The organism is Saccharopolyspora galaxeae (genome assembly GCF_016526145.1).
GTDB classification, from domain to species: Bacteria; Actinomycetota; Actinomycetes; order Mycobacteriales; family Pseudonocardiaceae; genus Saccharopolyspora_C; species Saccharopolyspora_C galaxeae.
In genome coordinates this window covers 495,660-512,363 of sequence record NZ_JADDUE010000004.1, presented here as the reverse complement: position 1 = coordinate 512,363, position 16,704 = coordinate 495,660, and the positions used below count along the sequence as shown (strand labels likewise).

Sequence of the window (16,704 nt, the reverse complement as noted above, 5' to 3'; positions counted from 1 at the left end):
GATCGGTCAGTAGTTCCTCGAACGCGGCCACGGCACCATCGGCATCTCCTGCGTCGCCTCGAAGGTCGGCGAGGTTGTGGCGAGTAGTCAAGGTGTCGGGGTGGTCGGGCCCCAGCACCCGCACCAGATCGGTCAGTAGTTCCTCGAACGCAGCCACCGCACCGGCAGCATCACCCGCGCCCCGCCAACGGGCCAGGTTGTGGCGGGTGGCCAGGGTGTGGGGGTGGTCGGGCCCCAGCACCCGCACCAGATCGGTCAGTAGTTCCTCGAACGCAGCCACGGCACCATCGGCATCTCCTGCGTCGCCCCGAAGGCCGGCGAGGTTGTGGCGAGTAGACAAGGTGTCGGGGTGGTCGGGCCCCAGCACCCGTATCTGATCGTCAAGTAGCTTCTTGAACGCTGGTGCACCGGCAGCATGCTCCACCTTGTCCTGACAACGGGCCAGGTGGCTGCGGGTGCTCAGGGTGTGGGGATGGTCGGGCCCCAGCACCCGTAACAGATCCGGCAGTAATTCCTCGAACGCGGCCACGGCACCGGCAGCATCACCCGCCTCACCCCGCCAACGGGCCAGGCGGCTGCGGGTGAACAGGGTGTCGGGGTGGTCCGGGCCGAGGATCTGGGTGGCTTGCGTGTGGAGGTGGTGGAAGTAGGTGGTGGCGTCGGCGGAGTGTCCTGCTTCGCCGCGGCTGTCTCCGGAGTGGAAGAGCACAGGGTGGGTGTCGGGGTTCCAGAGGTGGGTGCCGGTGTGGGTGTGCAGGTGGTCGGTGTTGGCACGCAGAGTCTGTACGTGGTTGGTGTCACGTTCCGTCCGGGGCCAGGTTTGCAGCAGTGCGTCGGCGGCGGCATGGGCGGTGTCGGCCGGGCGGTGGTCGGGGTGGTGCTGTTCGCGGGTGGCGCGCTGGACTAGAGCGTGTACGCGCACGCTGCGGTGGGGGTTGGCGGTATCGACGGTGGCCAGGCTCAGCCGGTGCAGCCCTCGGAGTGCGTCCCACACCTCGTCGGCATTCACTGGTTCCGACCTCAGGTGTCGGGTGGCGAGGTAGTTCTGCATCGCGGAGGTGGTGAAGATGTCGGCGGGGATGCCGTTGGGGTCGAGCACCGCGGCCAGCTCAAGGAGTGGACGCGCCAATCCGACGGGGGCGAGTTGGTCAGCGAGCTCGACCGACAGAGACCAGGTTGCGGCCACGGTGCTGTGCTGGTCATCCGGCAAACTCCCGGATTCTGGCACGAGTTGGTCGAGTCGGCGGCGTTGGTCAGCCAGCCGGTGCCGGTAGTCGGTGCAGGTGATCTGCCGGTCGGCAAGATAGGCCGCAGCCTGGGCTAACGCCAGCGGCAGATAGCCGACATCGGCAGCCAGCGCTTCTGCACCCTCGGCCAACGCCGGTTGGTCGGCGAGTTTTGCCTGTACATAGGCTAGGGCTTCCTGCGGGTGGAATAGGCCAACCTCCAGCATCCGCCGTCCCCGCCCGGACAGGGCTGCATCACGGCGGCGGGTGGTGACCACCACCCGCCCGGTCGCTCGCGGCGGCGGCCACAACCGGTGCACCTGTCCCGGCTCCTGTAGATCGTCCAACACGATCAGCCAACGCCGATCGGTTTCCCCGAGCCACTCCAAGAATCTCTGGCTCGCGAAGTCCTCGTCCTCCCCGCTGGTGATGAGCCCGATCTTGCTGGCCGCGGTCGCGTAGCCGGACACGATCGCCTCTCGACGGCCCGCCGTGATCCACACCAGAAGGTCGAGCTCTCCTACGGCCCACTGGTCTTCGGCGAACTCAGCCGCCAACTGCGTCTTACCTACGCCCCCCAACCCCGCCAACACCTGAGTGGGCACCGCTGTCTCGCCCGCACCGACCGTGTCCGCCAGCACGGTGCCGAGATGGCGCTGTTGGAAACAGTCCGCCCGTAGCGGCACCACACCGACCCGGCACGGCCATGGCACCGGCTGGGCCGGGTGAAAATGCACCCCACCCTGGTAGACAGCTCTCACGCTTCGGGCCTGGACGGCATCACCGCGGACCGTGCCGCTGATGTCGTTGCGGGTCCTCTCGTCATCCGCCACAAACGATCAGTGTGCCGCACCACATGATTGCTTACAGCGGCAACAAGCGAATTAACGCGAAACAGCTGCCCTACGGTGCCGGACCACAAGCAGGTGCGCCACTACGACAAGCGACGAGTCCCTGCCTGCGGGAGGGGCAAGGTGACCACCCTGCCCCGGCGTCCACAACCGCTGGCTATTGAAGCTCAGGCCTCCGCGTCGCTTCGGGCGATTCCTGGTATTCGTAGCCACGTTCTCTTGGCGGCCCCTGCGTGGTTCCCGGCCGCCTGCCTTCCGCTTCGCGCCCGGCCGCCGGCAGCCGGGACCGGCGCCAGCCGCACGCCCGGCGGACCGGCTTGGCCGGGCTCGCATACAGCAGGCAGGCGGCCCCGCAGGGGCCGCCCTTGATGAAGTAAAGAAACTCTGCACACGAAGGCTCTGGGCGGTTGAGCTGCGGTTAGAGGTTGCGCAGCTTGTCGAGGACCGTTCCCAGTAGTGAGGCTGTCGGCTCGGCCCACCTTCGGCGGAGCGGTGCTTTGGGTGCGGTGCGTGGAGAAGGGATCTCAAGGTCTTCAGAGGACAAGTCCCCGCGCCATGCGGTGATGTAGCCGGTGGGTGGCGTGCTGAGTCTGTGCTTGCCCACGATGCCCCCTGCTTCGTAGGTCAGTTCTCGTCGCTGCGGCCGTTGCGGATCTGGGTGATGCGCCCTCTGGTGATGCCGACGGAGTCGGCGACGTCCGCGAAGCTCATCCCGTGGTCGCGGTGAGCACGTTCGATCGCGGTGCGGCGGAGTGCGGCAAGCTGGGTGATTCGCTGGCGGCACTCGTTGATCAGCTCGGTGGCACGGGCGGCTTGGTGTACCGGGTCGGGTTCTTCGCGGAGCTCTTCGATGTCGTCCCACCGGGCGGCTTCGGTGGCCGCGCGAGGCTGCTGGGGCGGAACCAGCGGTGTTTCGGAGAGTCGGGATCTGGCGTCCTCGGTGGGCTGCGGAGGAGTCGGCGTCATGGCGTTATCAGTGCCCGTCGACGATCAGCGGCTGGTCGTCGTCATGGAGAGCTTGGGCGAGCTGGACCAGGGCGGTCGCGAGCTGTTCGCGCTGGTCGTCCGTGGCTCGCCCGGCTCCGATGTCGAAGGCGGCATCGTCGAGCGCCCACTGAGCTTGGCGCAGCAGCACGGCTAAAGATCGGGACTGGTCGGACATCGGCTCCTCCAATCGACCGGGACACTCAGCGACTCAATCGAGACATTCAAGCAGAACAAGTCAATCAAGCCTAGGGATAGGCACCTAAACGAGCCAACTGCGACAGTTCGAGCGTGGAGCAGCGGCGTCTCGTGCCGACCGGCGACCTTGCGCGTGAGCTGGGGATCAGCACGCGCACGGTGGCGCGCTACGTGCGCGAAGGTCTGCTGACTCCGAACGAGGTCACGCTGGGCGGCCATTACCGCTGGGACATCGAGGACGTCCGGCAGCAGATCCGCGAGCTTCGCGAGGGCGACGGCGAATGACCACGGCAAGCGCGATGTGTGCGGGCTCCGGCGTGTCGACTGGGGGCGAGTGAGTGCCGCCCAACGAACGACTGCGGGACGCTCTGCACCGCCAAGGCGTGACGAGCGAAGGTCTCGCCCAGGAGCTCAAGGTGGACCCGAAGACCGCGGAGCGGTGGGTCACCACGGGTCGAGTGCCGCACGCGCGGACCCGTCAGGCTGTCGCGGTGCGGCTTGGGGAGAACGAGCGGTACCTGTGGCCTGAGGCTGTGGGGAAGGAACGCCGGGAGCAGGTCAGCGAGTCCGAACTTCTCCACGTCTACCCGCACCGCAGCGCAGTACCGGCCGACCTGTGGGATCGGCTGCTGGACCAGGCGACCGAGCGCGTCGACATTCTCGTCTACGTCGGCATGTTCCTGACGGAGAAGCCGGATCTGCTGGCAACGCTGCGGGAAAAGGCGGCAAACGGCGCGCAGGTGCGGCTGGCCTTCGGCGACCGCGACGCTCCCGCGCTGATTCAGCGCAGCCTGGATGAAGGCATTGGGGAACGCACGATTTCAGCCAAGGTCGATCATGCGCTGGCGTTCTTCAAGCCGCTGGCCGAAATCCCGGGCATCGAGATCCGGACGCACGGCACCGTGCTGTACAACTCGCTGTACCGGTTCGACGAAGAGATGATCGTCAACCCCCACGTGTACGGCAAGCTCGCCTCGCACGCGCCAGCGATGCACCTTCGCCGCCTGGGTGTCGGCGACCTGTTCAACACCTACGCGGAGAGCTTCGATTCGGTGTGGTCCGCTGCGGCGCCCTGCACCTGGTAAGCAGGGGTCATGCCCAAGAAGGACCACTACGACGACCCCGCCGCACCTGTGGCGAATAGCCTCGTGGTCGCCGTGGCTACTGTCGTCCGCGACGATTCCGGCCGAGTGCTGATGATCGAGCGCACGGACAACGGTCTCTGGGCGGTACCCGGCGGTGCTCAAGACCTGGGGGAGAGCACCCGCCAAGCGGCTGAGCGCGAAGCCTTCGAGGAAACCGGCATCACGATCGCGATCACCGGCATCGTCGGGATCTACTCGGACCCGCGCCACGTCATCGCCTACGACGATGGCGAAGTGCGGCAGGAGTTCTCCATCGTCTTCCACGCGCGGCCGACCGGCGGCGAGCTCCGGACCAGCCAGGAATCCCGGCGCGTGCACTGGGTCGAGCCGGAACGCATCGCCGAGATCGATATCCATCCCTCCATGCGGCTGCGCATCCAGCACGCCTTGGAGGAACGGTCCGAGCCGTACCTCAGCTGACCGCGGCCTCGGCGCGCTGCCGAGTCCGGTCCACCGCCGCGAGCAGTTCCGGAGCGGCCTCGGTGATGAAGGTCGTGACTAGGTGGCCGGGGCCGTAGCGCTGCTTGATCTCCGCGATGCGTTCCCGCGCGTCGACTTCCTCGCCATCGGGCGTGGTGTTCAAGTCGCAGTACCAGAGCGCATCGCGAATCGGTCCGCGTTCGTCGGTGAACTCCGACAGCTCCGCCGACAGCCCGCGCAGGCACGCTTCGAGTTCGGCGTACGAGTGGTGCGCCACCAGGTGCACGAGTCGATCGGGCGCTTCGATGCTCCGCAGGAAGACGGCACCGTCGAGCGGGTGGAAACCGGTGGTCGCGATGTCCGGCGCATAGCCGACGTCGTGCAGGATTGCCGCTGACTCCAGCAGATCGGCTTCCTCACCCGCGGCCGACCGGAGTGAACGCGCGCGTTCGGCAACACCCTGGACGTGAGACCACCGGCGCGGCAGGCTCTCGGACAGCTTGCGCTCGGCCACGTCGAAGGCCCACCCGAACAGCGTCACGGCCGACACCGTATCCGGTGGGCACTGGCTCAGGTGCCCCTCAATGTGTGACGTCACGAGGGACGCGGAGGGACGTTTTTGCGCCCGGCAGACGTCCGCAACCGTCCTGGCACGCGGTGAATGCGTCCGCCGGATCACGGCAATCTTGAGGCATGACAGGGCAGAGCAGGAAACCACAGGGGCTAGGAACGGTCTTCCAGAGCCTCGACCCGAGCGCGGAGCTCGGAAACGGTGTCCTGAAGCTCGGCGAGCTGGCGGTTAATGGCGGCTGTGGACGGGTCGGTCCGCGCTTCCTCCTTGGCGGGGGGTTCCTGCGCGAAGTAGCCGAGTCCCGAAACGGCTTCCGCGTAACCGTCTTGAGCCAACTGGTTCAGCGCCTTCTGCGCTGTCATCGCCGAGACCTCGTGCTGTTTCGCGAGGGCACGGACGGACGGCAACCGCGTTCCCGGGGAGAGATCGCCGCCATCGATCTGCCTCGCTATCTCGGAGGCCATCTCCTGGTACGGGTGCGCGGCGACTCGGTGCTGATCCACAAGGTGACTGTACCGAGACGCCACATGACGCGCTAGATCACTCGATCGGAGCAATACGGCCCGTACTAGCACTGTGCTATTGTGGACTAGTACGACAAAGAACGACAAGCGACGCTAAGGATCACGCGATGCGGAACATTCCGGTGAACTTGCAGGGCTACAAGCTGATGGTGACGGAGTCTCCGGCGCTGAAGATGCGCGAGAACGACAACGGGGTGGAGGAGCCGGTCACGGACCGCTCCGGGGCACAGCACTTCGTGGTGTCGCTGTTCGCGAAGAAGCGCCCGCAGGAGGGCCAGTTCGCGGAGAAGGGCGAGGAGATCAAGGTGACCCTGACCGCCGACCCCGGCGACGGGTTCGAGGAGGGCACCTACGTGCAGCTGATCGACGCGACGGTCTCGCCCTGGCAGACCGAGCGCAACGGCCGTTACGCCTCCGGGCTGGCCTACCGCGCGGCGGGCGTGACCCCGCAGCTCTGATCTCCGCCACGTCCGGCGCGAGGTTCCTCGTCTAACGCATTTCTCAAGCCGTTTTTACGGCTGCTCGTTCTTTGATGAATTCCATAGTGGACCGAACTATGCCTTTTTCCGGTACGTCGTGTGCGTACCGGATGGGTTCTGGACGAAACGCCGTGAGGCGTCGGGCGGAGCGAGACGCCCCTGACGAGTCCCGATCGGAAAGGGGGACGACTGTGGCTGACAACTGGGCTGGTGGTTTTCATGGTTCGGGCTGTTTGGGGGTGCGCCGATGATGCGGGATGCGGCCGTGCTGGCGGAAGTGATGACCGAATTGCTGGATGCGCGGGCTCGGGTCGCTCGGTTCGGTGGCACCGTTCGCGACAACCGTCAATCGGTGTGGGCGGAAGACCTCGGCGATGCCTTCTCGGCGGGACTGCGGGAGGTGCGCGGGTTTGTCGGGCAAGTCGGGGAGTGATGGCAGTGACGACGTGGTGCCGGTGATCGCGGACCTGCGTTCGCACCTGGAGGCGGCCCGATCGTGTGCCGCCCGCGGATCGCCCCGGTTGCGGGCGGCATTGGCGGTGGTGCTGGACGAAGTGGAGCGGGCCGTGTGGGAGTTCGAGCGCAGGCACGTCACAGAGCAACGATGAAGGGAGCAGGGATGCAGAGCGCAGGTGTAACGCGATTGGCCGCGTTGCGGACTCGGCTGGACGAACTGCGGCAGGCGTTGGACTCGGTGTCGCTGGTGGCTGAGGAGTTCACCGACAAGCGGGATGCGGCGGCGGTCGAGGGAGAGGCGCGGCGTGCCATCACGGCGCTGAACCGAACCACCGGTGGTTTGAAGAAGAAGGCCGGTGTCGTGGTCGCGAAGGGGTGGAAGTGATGGAGGGTGTGCAGCGACGCATTCGGGAACTGGATGCGGCGATGGCATCGGTGAACCGGATGTGCCGGAAGTTCGGAATTCCGGCGGGATCTGAAAAAGACCTGTCGGCGACCAAGAAGGCGGTGGGCAACCTCATCGCGCAGATGGAGCTGTCGGCGCGGCGCAGCTGACGCGCATTCATTTCGTCCAGGGGCATCGGACCTTTCCCGGTCCGGTGCCCCTTTTCTTGTTCTTCACGCGGGAAGGGTTTCGATCATGTCGGATACGCGGGTCAAGGTGAACACCCCGGTTCGGGCTGCTGGCCGGTTCGTCTGGCGGCATCCGCGGTCGGTGGCGGCGAGCGTCGCTATCGGTACGGCGACCTGCTACGTCGGGTACGTCGCAATGCTGATCGGCGCCGGGGCGCTGGTGGTGGCCGGTGGGTCGTGGCGGTTGCTGGACGGGCCGACGTTCGACCGGTTCGCCGGTCGGTTGCTGCGGGCGTGGTGGCGACGCTGGGCGGTGTACCGGAGACGGTGGTTCGCGCTGGCCTACCGCGTCGGGCTGGTCGTGACCGATCACCGGGGCCGGGAGCGGGTGCCGGTGGTCGAGCGGATTTCCTCGTCGTGGTGCTGGGATCACGTCCGGCTGCGCATCGTCGATACCCAGGCTCCGGAGGACTACGAAGCCGTCATCGGGCGTATCGCGAATGCCTACGGGGCGCTGCGGGGCTCGGTGCGGGTCCTCGGCCCGTCCAAGTTGTCGCTGGACTTGCAGCGCCGCGAGCCGTTCCACGACATGCACGTACCGGTGCCCGCGTTGTCCGATCACGCGGCCGGGGTCGACCTGGCTCGGCTGACGTTGGGGCGGGACGAATACGGCCGGGACTTCGCGCTGAACCTCTCGGCGACGCATGTCCTGGTGGGCGGTGCGACCGGGGCCGGTAAGGGATCGGTGCTGTGGGGGTTGCTGCGCAGCTTGGCCGCGATGATCCGGGCCGGGTGGGCTCGGGTGTGGGTGATCGATCCCAAGGGCGGGATGGAGTTCTCCGCCGGGGCCGGGATGTTCCACCGCTTCGCCACCTCGGATGAGGAGGGCGTGGAGCTGCTGGCCGAGTACACCGACGTTCTCGACAGCCGGAAAGCCGAACTCGGCGCGGCCGGGTTGCGTTCGTTCACGCCCTCGGTCGAAACCCCGTTGGAGCTGCTGGTCATCGATGAGCTGGCGGCCATGACCGAGTACGCCGACCGCCCGATCCAGAAGGAATTCGAGCCGATGCTGGGCAAGGCGCTGACCCAGTACCGGGCGCCGGGCGGACGGGTCGTGGGCGCGGTGCAGGAGCCGACGAAGGACACGGTGCCGATGCGCGGGCTGTTCCCCACCAAGCTCGCGATGCGGCTGGACTCGGAGAGCTACGTGGACATGTGCCTCGGCGAAGGGATGCGGGACCGGGGAGCGCTGGCCGACCAGATTCCGGAGTTCCTGCCCGGTGTCGGCTACTGCAAGGTCGACGGCCGCCGCGAGCCCGTGCGGTTCCGCGCCGGGTACAGCACTGATCACGACATCGCCGATCTTGTGTCCTTCTGCACCTCCGGACCCGGCTCCGAGGTGGTCAACCTCCGCGCGACCGGCGCGGCATGAACCTCTTCAACGTTCGCGAGCTGGTCCGTTCCAGACCGCTATTTGTGTTGCTGTGAAAGGAAATTTGCCATGTTCCAAGTTCATCTGACTCTCGGCTCGTTGGGCGTGCTCGTCCTGCTCGGGTTCGTGGCGCTCGGCGTGGTGGCGCTGGTGTGGATGCTGGCCGGTTCGGCCGCCGGGCTCCTGGTGCTGCTCGTGCTGCTGCTGGTCGTGCAGGGCGTGAAGTCCCTGATCACCACTTCGACCGGGGAATAAGAGGGGAGGGACGGATGATGTGGCCGTTCCGCAAAGCCACCGATCAGGAGTCCGGGCGAACTCGGCGGGTGGAGCGGCTGGGCGTGCGGATCGCGGAGTCCAAGCGGCTGCGTCCGTTGTCCCTCGATCCCGATCTGATCGCCGTTGCGATGGAACGCACCCGGCGGCGCACCGTCGCCGGGTTGTGGTTCTTCCTCGCCCTCGGCCTGTCGTTCACCACGACCGGAGTCCATGCGTTCCTCGCCGGAGACGCGGGGATCGGTGATCCGGTGTGGTGGGCGGCTTGGACGGTGGAACCGATGTTCGCGGGGTTGCTGATCCTGCTTCTCAACTTCGAGGCGGTGATCCTCGCGCACGGGGTGGCGCCGGGTCACCACTGGTGGACTCGGATCAAGCGGGTTCTGCTTGGCGCGACGCTGTTTATGAACGTCGTGCCCCAGCTCGATCCGGCGCGATTCCAGCTCGGATCGCTGGCGGTGCACCTGATCATCCCGGTCGTGGTCTACGGCCTCGCCGAAGTCATTCCGGTGATCCAAGCGCGGTCACGTCAGGTCGTGATGCAGGGCTACGCCGACGCCGTACAGCATGATTCACCTGCGGAAACCGTGGCCACGGAGCAACAGACGGCCGCAGCTCCGGCCGTGGCAGAACCATCTATACCGACGACTCCGGCGGTGGCTCCCGGGCCGGTGACGCGGGCTCCGCGGCTTCCGGCGCACGTGATGGATGCGCTCAAGCGCGTCCGCGACCAGGCGGGCGAGTCCGGGGACGGTTTCACCCCGGCCGACGTGCAGCGTGTGGTGAACGTGCCCGACGCGATGGCTGCCGCGATCCACGCCGACCTGATCACTACCTGACGCACTCTCGCAGCGGGGATTTCCGTTGCCACAACTGAACAAGCACAACCCCTCGAAGGCGGAGCGCTGCCACCGATGACGACCGGTGGTGCTCCGCCTTCGTCATGCTCGAAAGGGATCACCTCTGATGGTGCGAACTGCTGCGGCGGTTGTGGACCGCTACCAACGACGCTTGCACGCCACCGACTACCAGCGGTGGCGCGACCAGGTCGAAACCACCGGCGGATGTACCCATCCGGTGCGCATGACCGGCGCGTGGACCGTCACCGACACCGCGACCAGCGAAGTTCTCGCGCACCGCGGCGGGCACGTGATGGTGCCGTGCGGAAACCGGCGCGAAAGCGTCTGCGCGGCCTGCTCGGACCGCTACGCGGCCGACGCCTTCCACCTCCTGCGAGCCGGGCTTTCCGGTGGCACGAAAGGCGTTCCGGAGCATGTGACCGAACGCCCGCGGGTGTTCCTGACCCTGACCGCCCCGTCGTTCGGTCCGGTCCGCGACGACGGGCAACCGCGGTTCCCGTCCCGCTACGACTACACCGGGCACGTCCTGTTCAACGCCCACGCCGGGGTGCTCTGGCACCGGTTCGTCACGTCCCTGCGCCGCCACCTCGCGAAGGCGGCCGGAATCCGGGTCCGGGAGTTCGGCGACCACGCCCGGCTGTCCTACGCCAAGGTCGCCGAGTACCAGCGCCGCGGAGCGATCCACTTCCACGCCGTGATCCGCCTCGACGGCCCCGACGGTGCCACCGACCAAGCGCCCGCGTGGGCCACCCCGGACCTGCTGACCAACGCCATCCACGCCGCTCACGCTCAGGTCCGGATCACGACTCCGGAGATCGACGGCCGACGTTGGGAACTGGCCTGGGGCAAACAGATCGACGTCCGGGCGATCGAGCCCGCCAACGCGCCCGACTTCGAGGATGACGACGGGCAGATCAGTGATGACCGGCTTTCGTCCTATGTGGCCAAGTACGCCACCAAGGGAACCGGCAAGTCCGAGGCCGCTGACCGGCCGATCCGCTCCGATGCCCACATCGAGCAACTGCGGATCAATGAGCATTACAAGCAGCTCATGCGCACCGCCTGGTCACTCGGCGCCCTGGAGGAGCTGGATCACCTCAACCTGCGCCGCTGGTGCCACATGCTCGCCTTCCGCGGCCACTTCCTGAGCAAGTCCAAGGCGTACTCGACCACGTTCAAGCAGATCCGCGGCGACCGCCGCCGCTTCCGCCTCGAAGCCGCCCTGGCCGAGCTCGGCGTTATCGAGGACTCGGTGACCGTGGTCAACCACTGGGACATGACCTCCGTCGGGCACCGCACCCCCGAAGAACGCGAGATCGCCGAAGGAATCGCCCAACGCCGCCGCGACACCCGCAAACACCGCCACGCCACCGAACGAAAGGACTGACCGCCATGCAGAAGCTTTGGGGACCGCAAGACGTCGCCGACTACTTCGGCGTGCCGGTCGGCACCGTCTACCAGTGGCGCACCCGCGGAACCGGCCCGATCGGCAAACGAGTCGGCAAACACGTCCGCTACCGACCCGAAGACGTCGAAGCCTGGTTCGACGAACAACCAGGAGGGGTCATCTGATGGCTGACATCGATGATCGCTGGCACCGCAAAGACCCGAACGGCAAGCAGCAGCGGACCGACCGGTACGGGGTGGGCGCGCGCTGGCTGTTGCGCTATCGCGAGGCGGACGGCACTCAGCGCAAGAAATCCTTCCACCGCAAAGCCGACGCCGAGCAGTACGCGACGACGGTCGAGCACGGCATGATGTCCGGTACCTACATCTCACCGGATGCGGGCAAGATCACTGTGCAGGAGTGGGCGGTCCGGTGGCTCCAAGCTCAGGGGCATCTCGCCCGGTCCACGTTCGCCCGCTACGAGATCGCGATCAACCGACACATCGTCCCGAAGTGGGGTCGGGTCCGGTTGTCCGCGATCAAGCACGCCGATGTTCAGACGTGGGTGTCCGGCTTGGCGGGGGAGTGGTCGGCCGCCTCCGTCGTGAAGGTGCACCGGGTGCTCTCGCAGATCCTCGCGTGGGCGGTGCGGGACGGGCGGCTCGCGCGCAACCCGGCCGAAGGAATCCGCCTGCCCCGGCCCGACCTGCCGGACCACCGTTATCTTGATCACTCCGCGGTGGCGAAGCTGGCCGAGCGGTGCGGCCCTTACGGGATGGTCGTGCGCTTCCTGGCCTACACCGGCTTGCGGTGGGGCGAGATGGCGGCGCTGCGGGTCGGCCGGGTGGATCTGGTGCGTCGCCGGTTCCTGGTCGCCGAGTCGGTGACCGAGGTGAACGGTGAACTGGTGTGGGGATCGCCGAAAACGCACGAGCGGCGCTCGGTGCCGATGCCCCGGTTCCTGGTGGAAGAGCTTCGGCCCCGGGTCGAGGGCCGGGCGGATGATGCCTTGGTCTTCACGGCCCCTCGTGGAGGCGTCCTGCGGTATCGGAACTTCCGCCGGAACGTGTTCGACGCCGCGGTTCGGGATGTCGGACCGGCCGGGTTCCACCCGCACGAGCTACGGCACACCGCCGCTTCGCTGGCGATCGCCTCGGGGGCGGACGTGAAGCTGGTGCAGCAGATGCTGGGGCACAAGACCGCGACGATGACGCTGGACCTCTACGGACATCTGTTCCCGGACCGGCTGAACGATGTGGCCGACCGGATGGACGCTGCGGCATGTGACCCGAATGTGCCCCGCGAGTGATCTTGCAGGGGTGCGGTAACGCTGTGAGATGGGCGCCCTCGGCAGGACTCGAACCTGCGACACCTGCCTCCGGAGGGCAGTGCTCTATCCGCTGAGCTACGAGGGCTTGTCGTTGCTGACGTCGTTCACCTTAGCGCATGGGGCCGGACAGTCGATAAGGGGGCCTGCGCGGTCGCGATCTTCGCGGCGAGTCCACTGGGTGGGCGCCGTCTTGCATTCATGCGTATTCGACTATATATCCTGGGGCGAGCGGAGAGGAGGTTCCTGATGGGACACGGCCATGGACATGGCCACGGGCATGGCATGTCGGCGGACGTGCCCGCCAGCGCCTCCTGGCGCTACTCGCGGCGGCTAGCCGTGGCGTTCGTGGTGCTGCTGGCGTTCTTCGTCTTGGAAGCGCTCGTGGGGTATCTCGCGTCATCCCTCGCGCTGCTGTCGGACGCGGGACACATGCTGACGGACGTGCTCGGCGTCGGGATGGCGCTCGCCGCGATCACCGCGGCACGCCGCCCGGCGGCGGGGAAGCGGACCTTCGGCTGGTACCGCATCGAGGTGCTGGCGGCGTTGGCGAACGCCGTGCTGCTGTTCGGCGTCGCCGTCTACATCCTCGTGGAGGCCATCGGCCGGTTCCAGGAGCCGCCGGAAGTGGCCGGTGTGCCCATGATGCTCACCGCCGCCGCGGGACTGCTGGCGAACCTCGTGGTTTTCCTGCTGCTGCGCAAGGGTGCGGGAGAGAGCCTCAACGTGCGCGGTGCCTACCTCGAGGTGGTCGCCGATTCGATCGGCTCCATCGGCGTACTGCTCGGTGGGGGCCTGTCGCTGGCGTTCGGCTGGTACCTGGCCGACCCGATCGTCGCCGTCGCGGTCGGGCTGTGGGTGTTGCCGCGCACCTGGAAGCTCGCCAGGCAGGCGCTGCGCATCCTCGTGCAGCAAGCTCCCGAAGGCGTCGACGTGCAAGCGATGCGCGACGATCTCGGCGCGCTGCCTGCCGTCACCGAGGTGCACGACCTGCACGTGTGGACGCTGACCTCCGGGATGGAAGTCGCCTCCGCGCACTTGGCCACCCCGTCCGACGCCGATCACGGCGAGGTGCTGGTTGCCGCGCAACGGATGCTCGCCGAGCGCTACCGCATCGAGCACGCGACCTTGCAGGTCGAACCGGTCGAGTGCGCTCGCCGCTGCGAGGCGTTGACCTGGTGAAACGAAACCGGCCCGCACCGAGCGGTGCGGGCCGGTCCAGTTCGGCGCCCAGCGTCAGTCTTCGTCCTTGCCCGGAGTCTGCTTGGCGACCTGCATCAGGAATTCGATGTTGGTCCGCGACTTGCGCAACCGGTCCTGCAGCAGCTCCAAGGACTGCTGCGCGTCCAAGGCCGAGAGCACCCGGCGCAGCTGGTGGGTCACCGCCAACTCGTCCGGGGACAGCAGGATCTCGTCCTTGCGGGTGCTGGAGGCGTCCACGTCGACCGCCGGGAACAGCCGCTTGTCCGAGAGCTTGCGGTCCAGCTTGAGCTCCGCGTTGCCGGTGCCCTTGAACTCCTCGAAGATCACCGTGTCCATGGTGGAACCGGTCTCCACCAGCGCGGTGGCGAAGATGGTCAGCGAACCGCCGTTCTCGATGTTGCGGGCCGCGCCGAGGAACCGCTTCGGCGGGTACAGCGCCGTGGAGTCCACACCACCGGACAGGATGCGCCCGGATGCCGGGGCGGCCAGGTTGTAGGCCCGGCCGAGGCGGGTGATCGAGTCCAGCAGCACGACCACGTCGTGGCCCATCTCCACCAGCCGCTTGGCGCGCTCGATGGACAGCTCGGCGACCGTGGTGTGGTCTGCCGGCGGCCGGTCGAAGGTCGAAGCGATGACCTCGCCCTTGACCGAGCGCTGCATGTCGGTGACCTCTTCGGGGCGCTCGTCGGCGAGCACCACCATGAGGTGGCATTCCGGGTTGTTCGTGGTGATCGCGTTCGCGATCGCCTGCAGGATCATCGTCTTGCCCGCCTTCGGCGGGGAGACGATCAGCGCGCGCTGGCCCTTGCCGACCGGCATGACGAGGTCGATGATCCGGCCGGTGAGGTTCTGCGGCTCGGTCTCCAGCCGCAGCCGCTCGTTCGGGTACAGCGGGGTCAGCTTGTGGAACTCGGAGCGGCCCTTGGCGGCGTCCGGCTCCAAGCCGTTGATCGCGTCCACCCGCACCAGCGGGTTGAACTTCTGCCGCTGCTGCTCGCCCTCCCGCGGCTGCCGGATGACGCCCTTGATCGCGTCACCGCGGCGCAGCCCGTACTTGCGGACCAGCGACAGCGACACGTACACGTCGTTCGGCCCGGCGAGGTAGCCGGAAGTGCGCACGAACGCGTAGTTCTCCAGCACGTCCAGGATGCCGGCCACCGGCAGCAGCACGTCGTCCTCGCGGACCTCCGGCTCGCCGCCGCCTTCGCCGCGGCCGCGGTTGCGGCGGCGGTCCCGGAACCGGCGTCCGCGCCTGCGGCCGCCGTCATCGTCGTCGTCCTGCTGGCGGTTGTCCTGCTGGCGGTTGCCGCCGTCCTGCTTGTCCTGCTGCCGGGAACCCTGGCGGTCGTTGCGGTCCTGGCCGCCGCGGTTGTTGTCCTGGCGGTCGCCGCGGTCGTCGCCCTGGTCCTGGTTCCCGCCGCCGCGCCCGGAAGAGCGGCGCCGCCGGTTGTTGCCGCCACCGCGGCGGGGCTCTTCCTCGCCGCCCTGGTCGGAGTTCTGCCGCCGCGGACGCCCGCGAGTCGGAGCACCGTTGGTGTTCTGCTCGGCGGTCGTGTCGCGCTGCTTCGGCGAAGAGTCGGTCTCGTCGAGCGCGGGCTGGTGCGCCTTGCCGCCGCCGGAGGCGCCGTCCTGCGCGGCCTTGCCGGACTCCGGCGCGCTCTTGCCGGTGTCCTCCTGCGTCGCGGTGGACTGCTTGTTGCCCGCGCCGCGGGAACGCTGCGGCGCACCGCCGCCCTGCCGCTCCTTGATGGCGGCGATCAGGTCACCCTTGCGCAGTCCGCCGGTGTCGATCCCCAGTTCCCCCGCGAGTTGGCGCAGCTCGGGGAGGAGCATGCCGGACAGCCCTCCGCGACGGCGCGGGGTGCCGTTGCTGTCGGTGCCCGAGGACTGGGCGGAGTCCTGCCCGCCGGCCGCGGGGACGCCGTTGGCCGCGTCGCTGCTCAACAGTTCGGTGTTGCTCACGAATGTCCTTCCTGACCGGACCGCGCCTCCTACGCGGCCCAGCGGATTGCCCGCCCGCTCATGCTCGCGGACGGCCTTTTGCGCTACCGGCCCGATGCCGGTCGAGTTCAACACGCACGCGCGGCTCGATCGGCGTCGGCGATTAGCCGGAACCAGCGGCATTGGGCGGTAAGAGGAGCCCAGCCCTGGCGTTCGTCCGATGTCGTTGCGCGGTTGCGGTCGTCACGCGCCTGCGTGCTGGAACCACGGTCCACGTGCGACGCATCCACTCCGATCCACACTTGCCGGTGCACGCCCTGCTGCCGCCTCACTCAGGTGTTGTCGTTCACGGGGAGCGCTGTGATTTCCGGTCCGGCCCGAAGTGTCGCCGTGCAGGACCGCAGACAGTGGCACCGGGGTACACGCCGATCCGGCGTCGATCGCCGCGGGCGTGCCCGCTGCCCCCGACTCGGCGGTTCGCCGAGTTCCCGGTACGAATCCACCGGAGCGGGGGCCGCCGCCTCGCGCGAACCCCATTGAGTTGACAACTCCTGCCTCTGCCACCGCGGCCGAGTACCCGCCGATCCTGACCTTCACCCGCGCCGGGTGGAGTCAATTCACTAGCGAGAGATGTGCCCCGGGAAACGATGCCCCGGATGCGGCACCGGCGCTCTGCGCGCGGTGACTGATTGACCTTGAGGGTAGACGCCCCGCCATCGAGGTGCAACAACCTCACCGGTCGCGGCCACACCCTCTGTCGATCATGGTGTTCGGCGTCCGCCGTGCTGCAACAGCCACGGAATTCGATCGAATCGGCGCCGCTCCGAGAGTGCCGTACAAGAACCCGATCGGCC

The 16,704-nt window shown here is 67.7% G+C and carries 21 protein-coding genes and 1 tRNA gene; 16 read left to right on the top strand and 6 right to left on the bottom strand.

Annotated features, from left to right (window positions below):
* Nucleotides 1-2,059 (bottom strand): tetratricopeptide repeat protein (locus INP57_RS30195; protein ID WP_200070356.1); only part of this gene is annotated, 2,059 nt, incomplete at its 3' end.
* 642 nt (nt 2,060-2,701) lie between these two features.
* Nucleotides 2,702-3,043 carry a sigma-70 RNA polymerase sigma factor region 4 domain-containing protein gene (locus INP57_RS12780; protein WP_200070355.1) on the bottom strand — a complete coding sequence of 114 codons (342 nt, stop codon included), beginning with the start codon at nt 3,041-3,043 and terminating at the stop codon, nt 2,702-2,704.
* Here INP57_RS12780 and INP57_RS12775 point away from each other — a divergent pair.
* The 4 genes from INP57_RS12775 (at nt 3,042) to INP57_RS12760 (ending at nt 4,824) form a co-directional block, all read left to right on the top strand.
* Entirely contained in the window at nt 3,042-3,218 is a 177-nt protein-coding gene (locus INP57_RS12775) for a hypothetical protein (protein WP_200070354.1), read from the top strand. The genes INP57_RS12780 and INP57_RS12775 overlap by 2 nt on opposite strands.
* 134 nt (nt 3,219-3,352) lie before the next feature.
* Nucleotides 3,353-3,544 carry a MerR family DNA-binding transcriptional regulator gene (locus tag INP57_RS12770; RefSeq protein ID WP_200070353.1) on the top strand — a complete coding sequence of 64 codons (192 nt, stop codon included), beginning with the start codon at nt 3,353-3,355 and terminating at the stop codon, nt 3,542-3,544.
* A gap of 131 nt (nt 3,545-3,675) precedes the next feature.
* The gene (locus INP57_RS12765) at nt 3,676-4,344 is read left to right on the top strand and encodes an XRE family transcriptional regulator (protein WP_307850043.1); all 669 of its coding nucleotides are present in this window, start codon (nt 3,676-3,678) and stop codon (nt 4,342-4,344) included.
* Nucleotides 4,345-4,353: 9 nt separating this feature from the next.
* Complete coding sequence (locus INP57_RS12760; protein ID WP_200070351.1) at nt 4,354-4,824, top strand: NUDIX hydrolase; 471 nt, start codon at nt 4,354-4,356, stop codon at nt 4,822-4,824.
* Here the strand turns inward: INP57_RS12760 and INP57_RS12755 are convergent.
* Nucleotides 4,817-5,365, bottom strand: coding sequence for an HD domain-containing protein (locus tag INP57_RS12755; protein ID WP_200070350.1), 549 nt, complete (start codon nt 5,363-5,365; stop codon nt 4,817-4,819). The genes INP57_RS12760 and INP57_RS12755 overlap by 8 nt on opposite strands.
* 182 nt (nt 5,366-5,547) lie before the next feature.
* Entirely contained in the window at nt 5,548-5,898 is a 351-nt protein-coding gene (locus INP57_RS12750) for a GntR family transcriptional regulator (RefSeq protein ID WP_307850042.1), read from the bottom strand.
* Between the two features lie 128 nt (nt 5,899-6,026).
* On the opposite strand from INP57_RS12750, the gene INP57_RS12745 reads away from it, so the two are divergent.
* The 11 genes from INP57_RS12745 to INP57_RS12695 all read left to right on the top strand — a co-directional run bounded on the left by INP57_RS12745 (nt 6,027) and on the right by INP57_RS12695 (nt 12,688).
* The gene (locus INP57_RS12745; RefSeq protein ID WP_200070348.1) at nt 6,027-6,377 is read left to right on the top strand and encodes a hypothetical protein; all 351 of its coding nucleotides are present in this window, start codon (nt 6,027-6,029) and stop codon (nt 6,375-6,377) included.
* A 268-nt stretch (nt 6,378-6,645) separates the two neighbouring features.
* A complete protein-coding gene (locus INP57_RS12740; RefSeq protein WP_200070347.1) occupies nt 6,646-6,831 on the top strand; it encodes a hypothetical protein in 186 nt (61 codons plus the stop codon).
* Nucleotides 6,809-7,006 carry a hypothetical protein gene (locus tag INP57_RS12735; protein ID WP_200070346.1) on the top strand — a complete coding sequence of 66 codons (198 nt, stop codon included), beginning with the start codon at nt 6,809-6,811 and terminating at the stop codon, nt 7,004-7,006. The genes INP57_RS12740 and INP57_RS12735 overlap by 23 nt, the downstream gene beginning before the upstream one ends.
* 11 nt (nt 7,007-7,017) lie before the next feature.
* Nucleotides 7,018-7,239 carry a hypothetical protein gene (locus INP57_RS12730; RefSeq protein ID WP_200070345.1) on the top strand — a complete coding sequence of 74 codons (222 nt, stop codon included), beginning with the start codon at nt 7,018-7,020 and terminating at the stop codon, nt 7,237-7,239.
* Nucleotides 7,239-7,409 carry a hypothetical protein gene (locus INP57_RS12725; protein ID WP_200070344.1) on the top strand — a complete coding sequence of 57 codons (171 nt, stop codon included), beginning with the start codon at nt 7,239-7,241 and terminating at the stop codon, nt 7,407-7,409. The genes INP57_RS12730 and INP57_RS12725 overlap by 1 nt, the downstream gene beginning before the upstream one ends.
* Before the next feature lie 85 nt (nt 7,410-7,494).
* Complete coding sequence (locus INP57_RS12720; RefSeq protein WP_200070343.1) at nt 7,495-8,859, top strand: FtsK/SpoIIIE domain-containing protein; 1,365 nt, start codon at nt 7,495-7,497, stop codon at nt 8,857-8,859.
* Nucleotides 8,860-8,928: 69 nt separating this feature from the next.
* The gene (locus INP57_RS12715; protein WP_200070342.1) at nt 8,929-9,114 is read left to right on the top strand and encodes a hypothetical protein; all 186 of its coding nucleotides are present in this window, start codon (nt 8,929-8,931) and stop codon (nt 9,112-9,114) included.
* 14 nt (nt 9,115-9,128) lie between these two features.
* Nucleotides 9,129-9,971, top strand: a complete 843-nt coding sequence (locus tag INP57_RS12710; protein ID WP_200070341.1) for a hypothetical protein — start codon at nt 9,129-9,131, stop codon at nt 9,969-9,971.
* Between the two features lie 127 nt (nt 9,972-10,098).
* On the top strand, nt 10,099-11,379 hold the full coding sequence (locus tag INP57_RS12705) for a replication initiator (RefSeq protein WP_200070340.1): 1,281 nt from the start codon (nt 10,099-10,101) through the stop codon (nt 11,377-11,379).
* Nucleotides 11,380-11,384: 5 nt separating this feature from the next.
* A complete protein-coding gene (locus INP57_RS12700; protein WP_200070339.1) occupies nt 11,385-11,564 on the top strand; it encodes a helix-turn-helix domain-containing protein in 180 nt (59 codons plus the stop codon).
* Nucleotides 11,564-12,688 (top strand): tyrosine-type recombinase/integrase, encoded by a 1,125-nt coding sequence (locus tag INP57_RS12695; protein ID WP_200070338.1) that lies wholly within the window; start codon nt 11,564-11,566, stop codon nt 12,686-12,688. Before INP57_RS12700 ends, INP57_RS12695 begins: the two co-directional genes overlap by 1 nt.
* A gap of 33 nt (nt 12,689-12,721) precedes the next feature.
* Here INP57_RS12695 and INP57_RS12690 read toward each other — a convergent pair.
* Nucleotides 12,722-12,794, bottom strand: a tRNA-Arg gene (locus tag INP57_RS12690).
* Between the two features lie 161 nt (nt 12,795-12,955).
* On the opposite strand from INP57_RS12690, the gene INP57_RS12685 reads away from it, so the two are divergent.
* On the top strand, nt 12,956-13,888 hold the full coding sequence (locus tag INP57_RS12685; protein WP_200070337.1) for a cation diffusion facilitator family transporter: 933 nt from the start codon (nt 12,956-12,958) through the stop codon (nt 13,886-13,888).
* 54 nt (nt 13,889-13,942) lie between these two features.
* On the opposite strand, the gene rho is transcribed toward INP57_RS12685, so the two are convergent.
* A complete protein-coding gene (gene rho / locus INP57_RS12680) occupies nt 13,943-15,871 on the bottom strand; it encodes a transcription termination factor Rho (protein ID WP_200070336.1) in 1,929 nt (642 codons plus the stop codon).
* Nucleotides 15,872-16,704 lie beyond the last annotated feature (833 nt).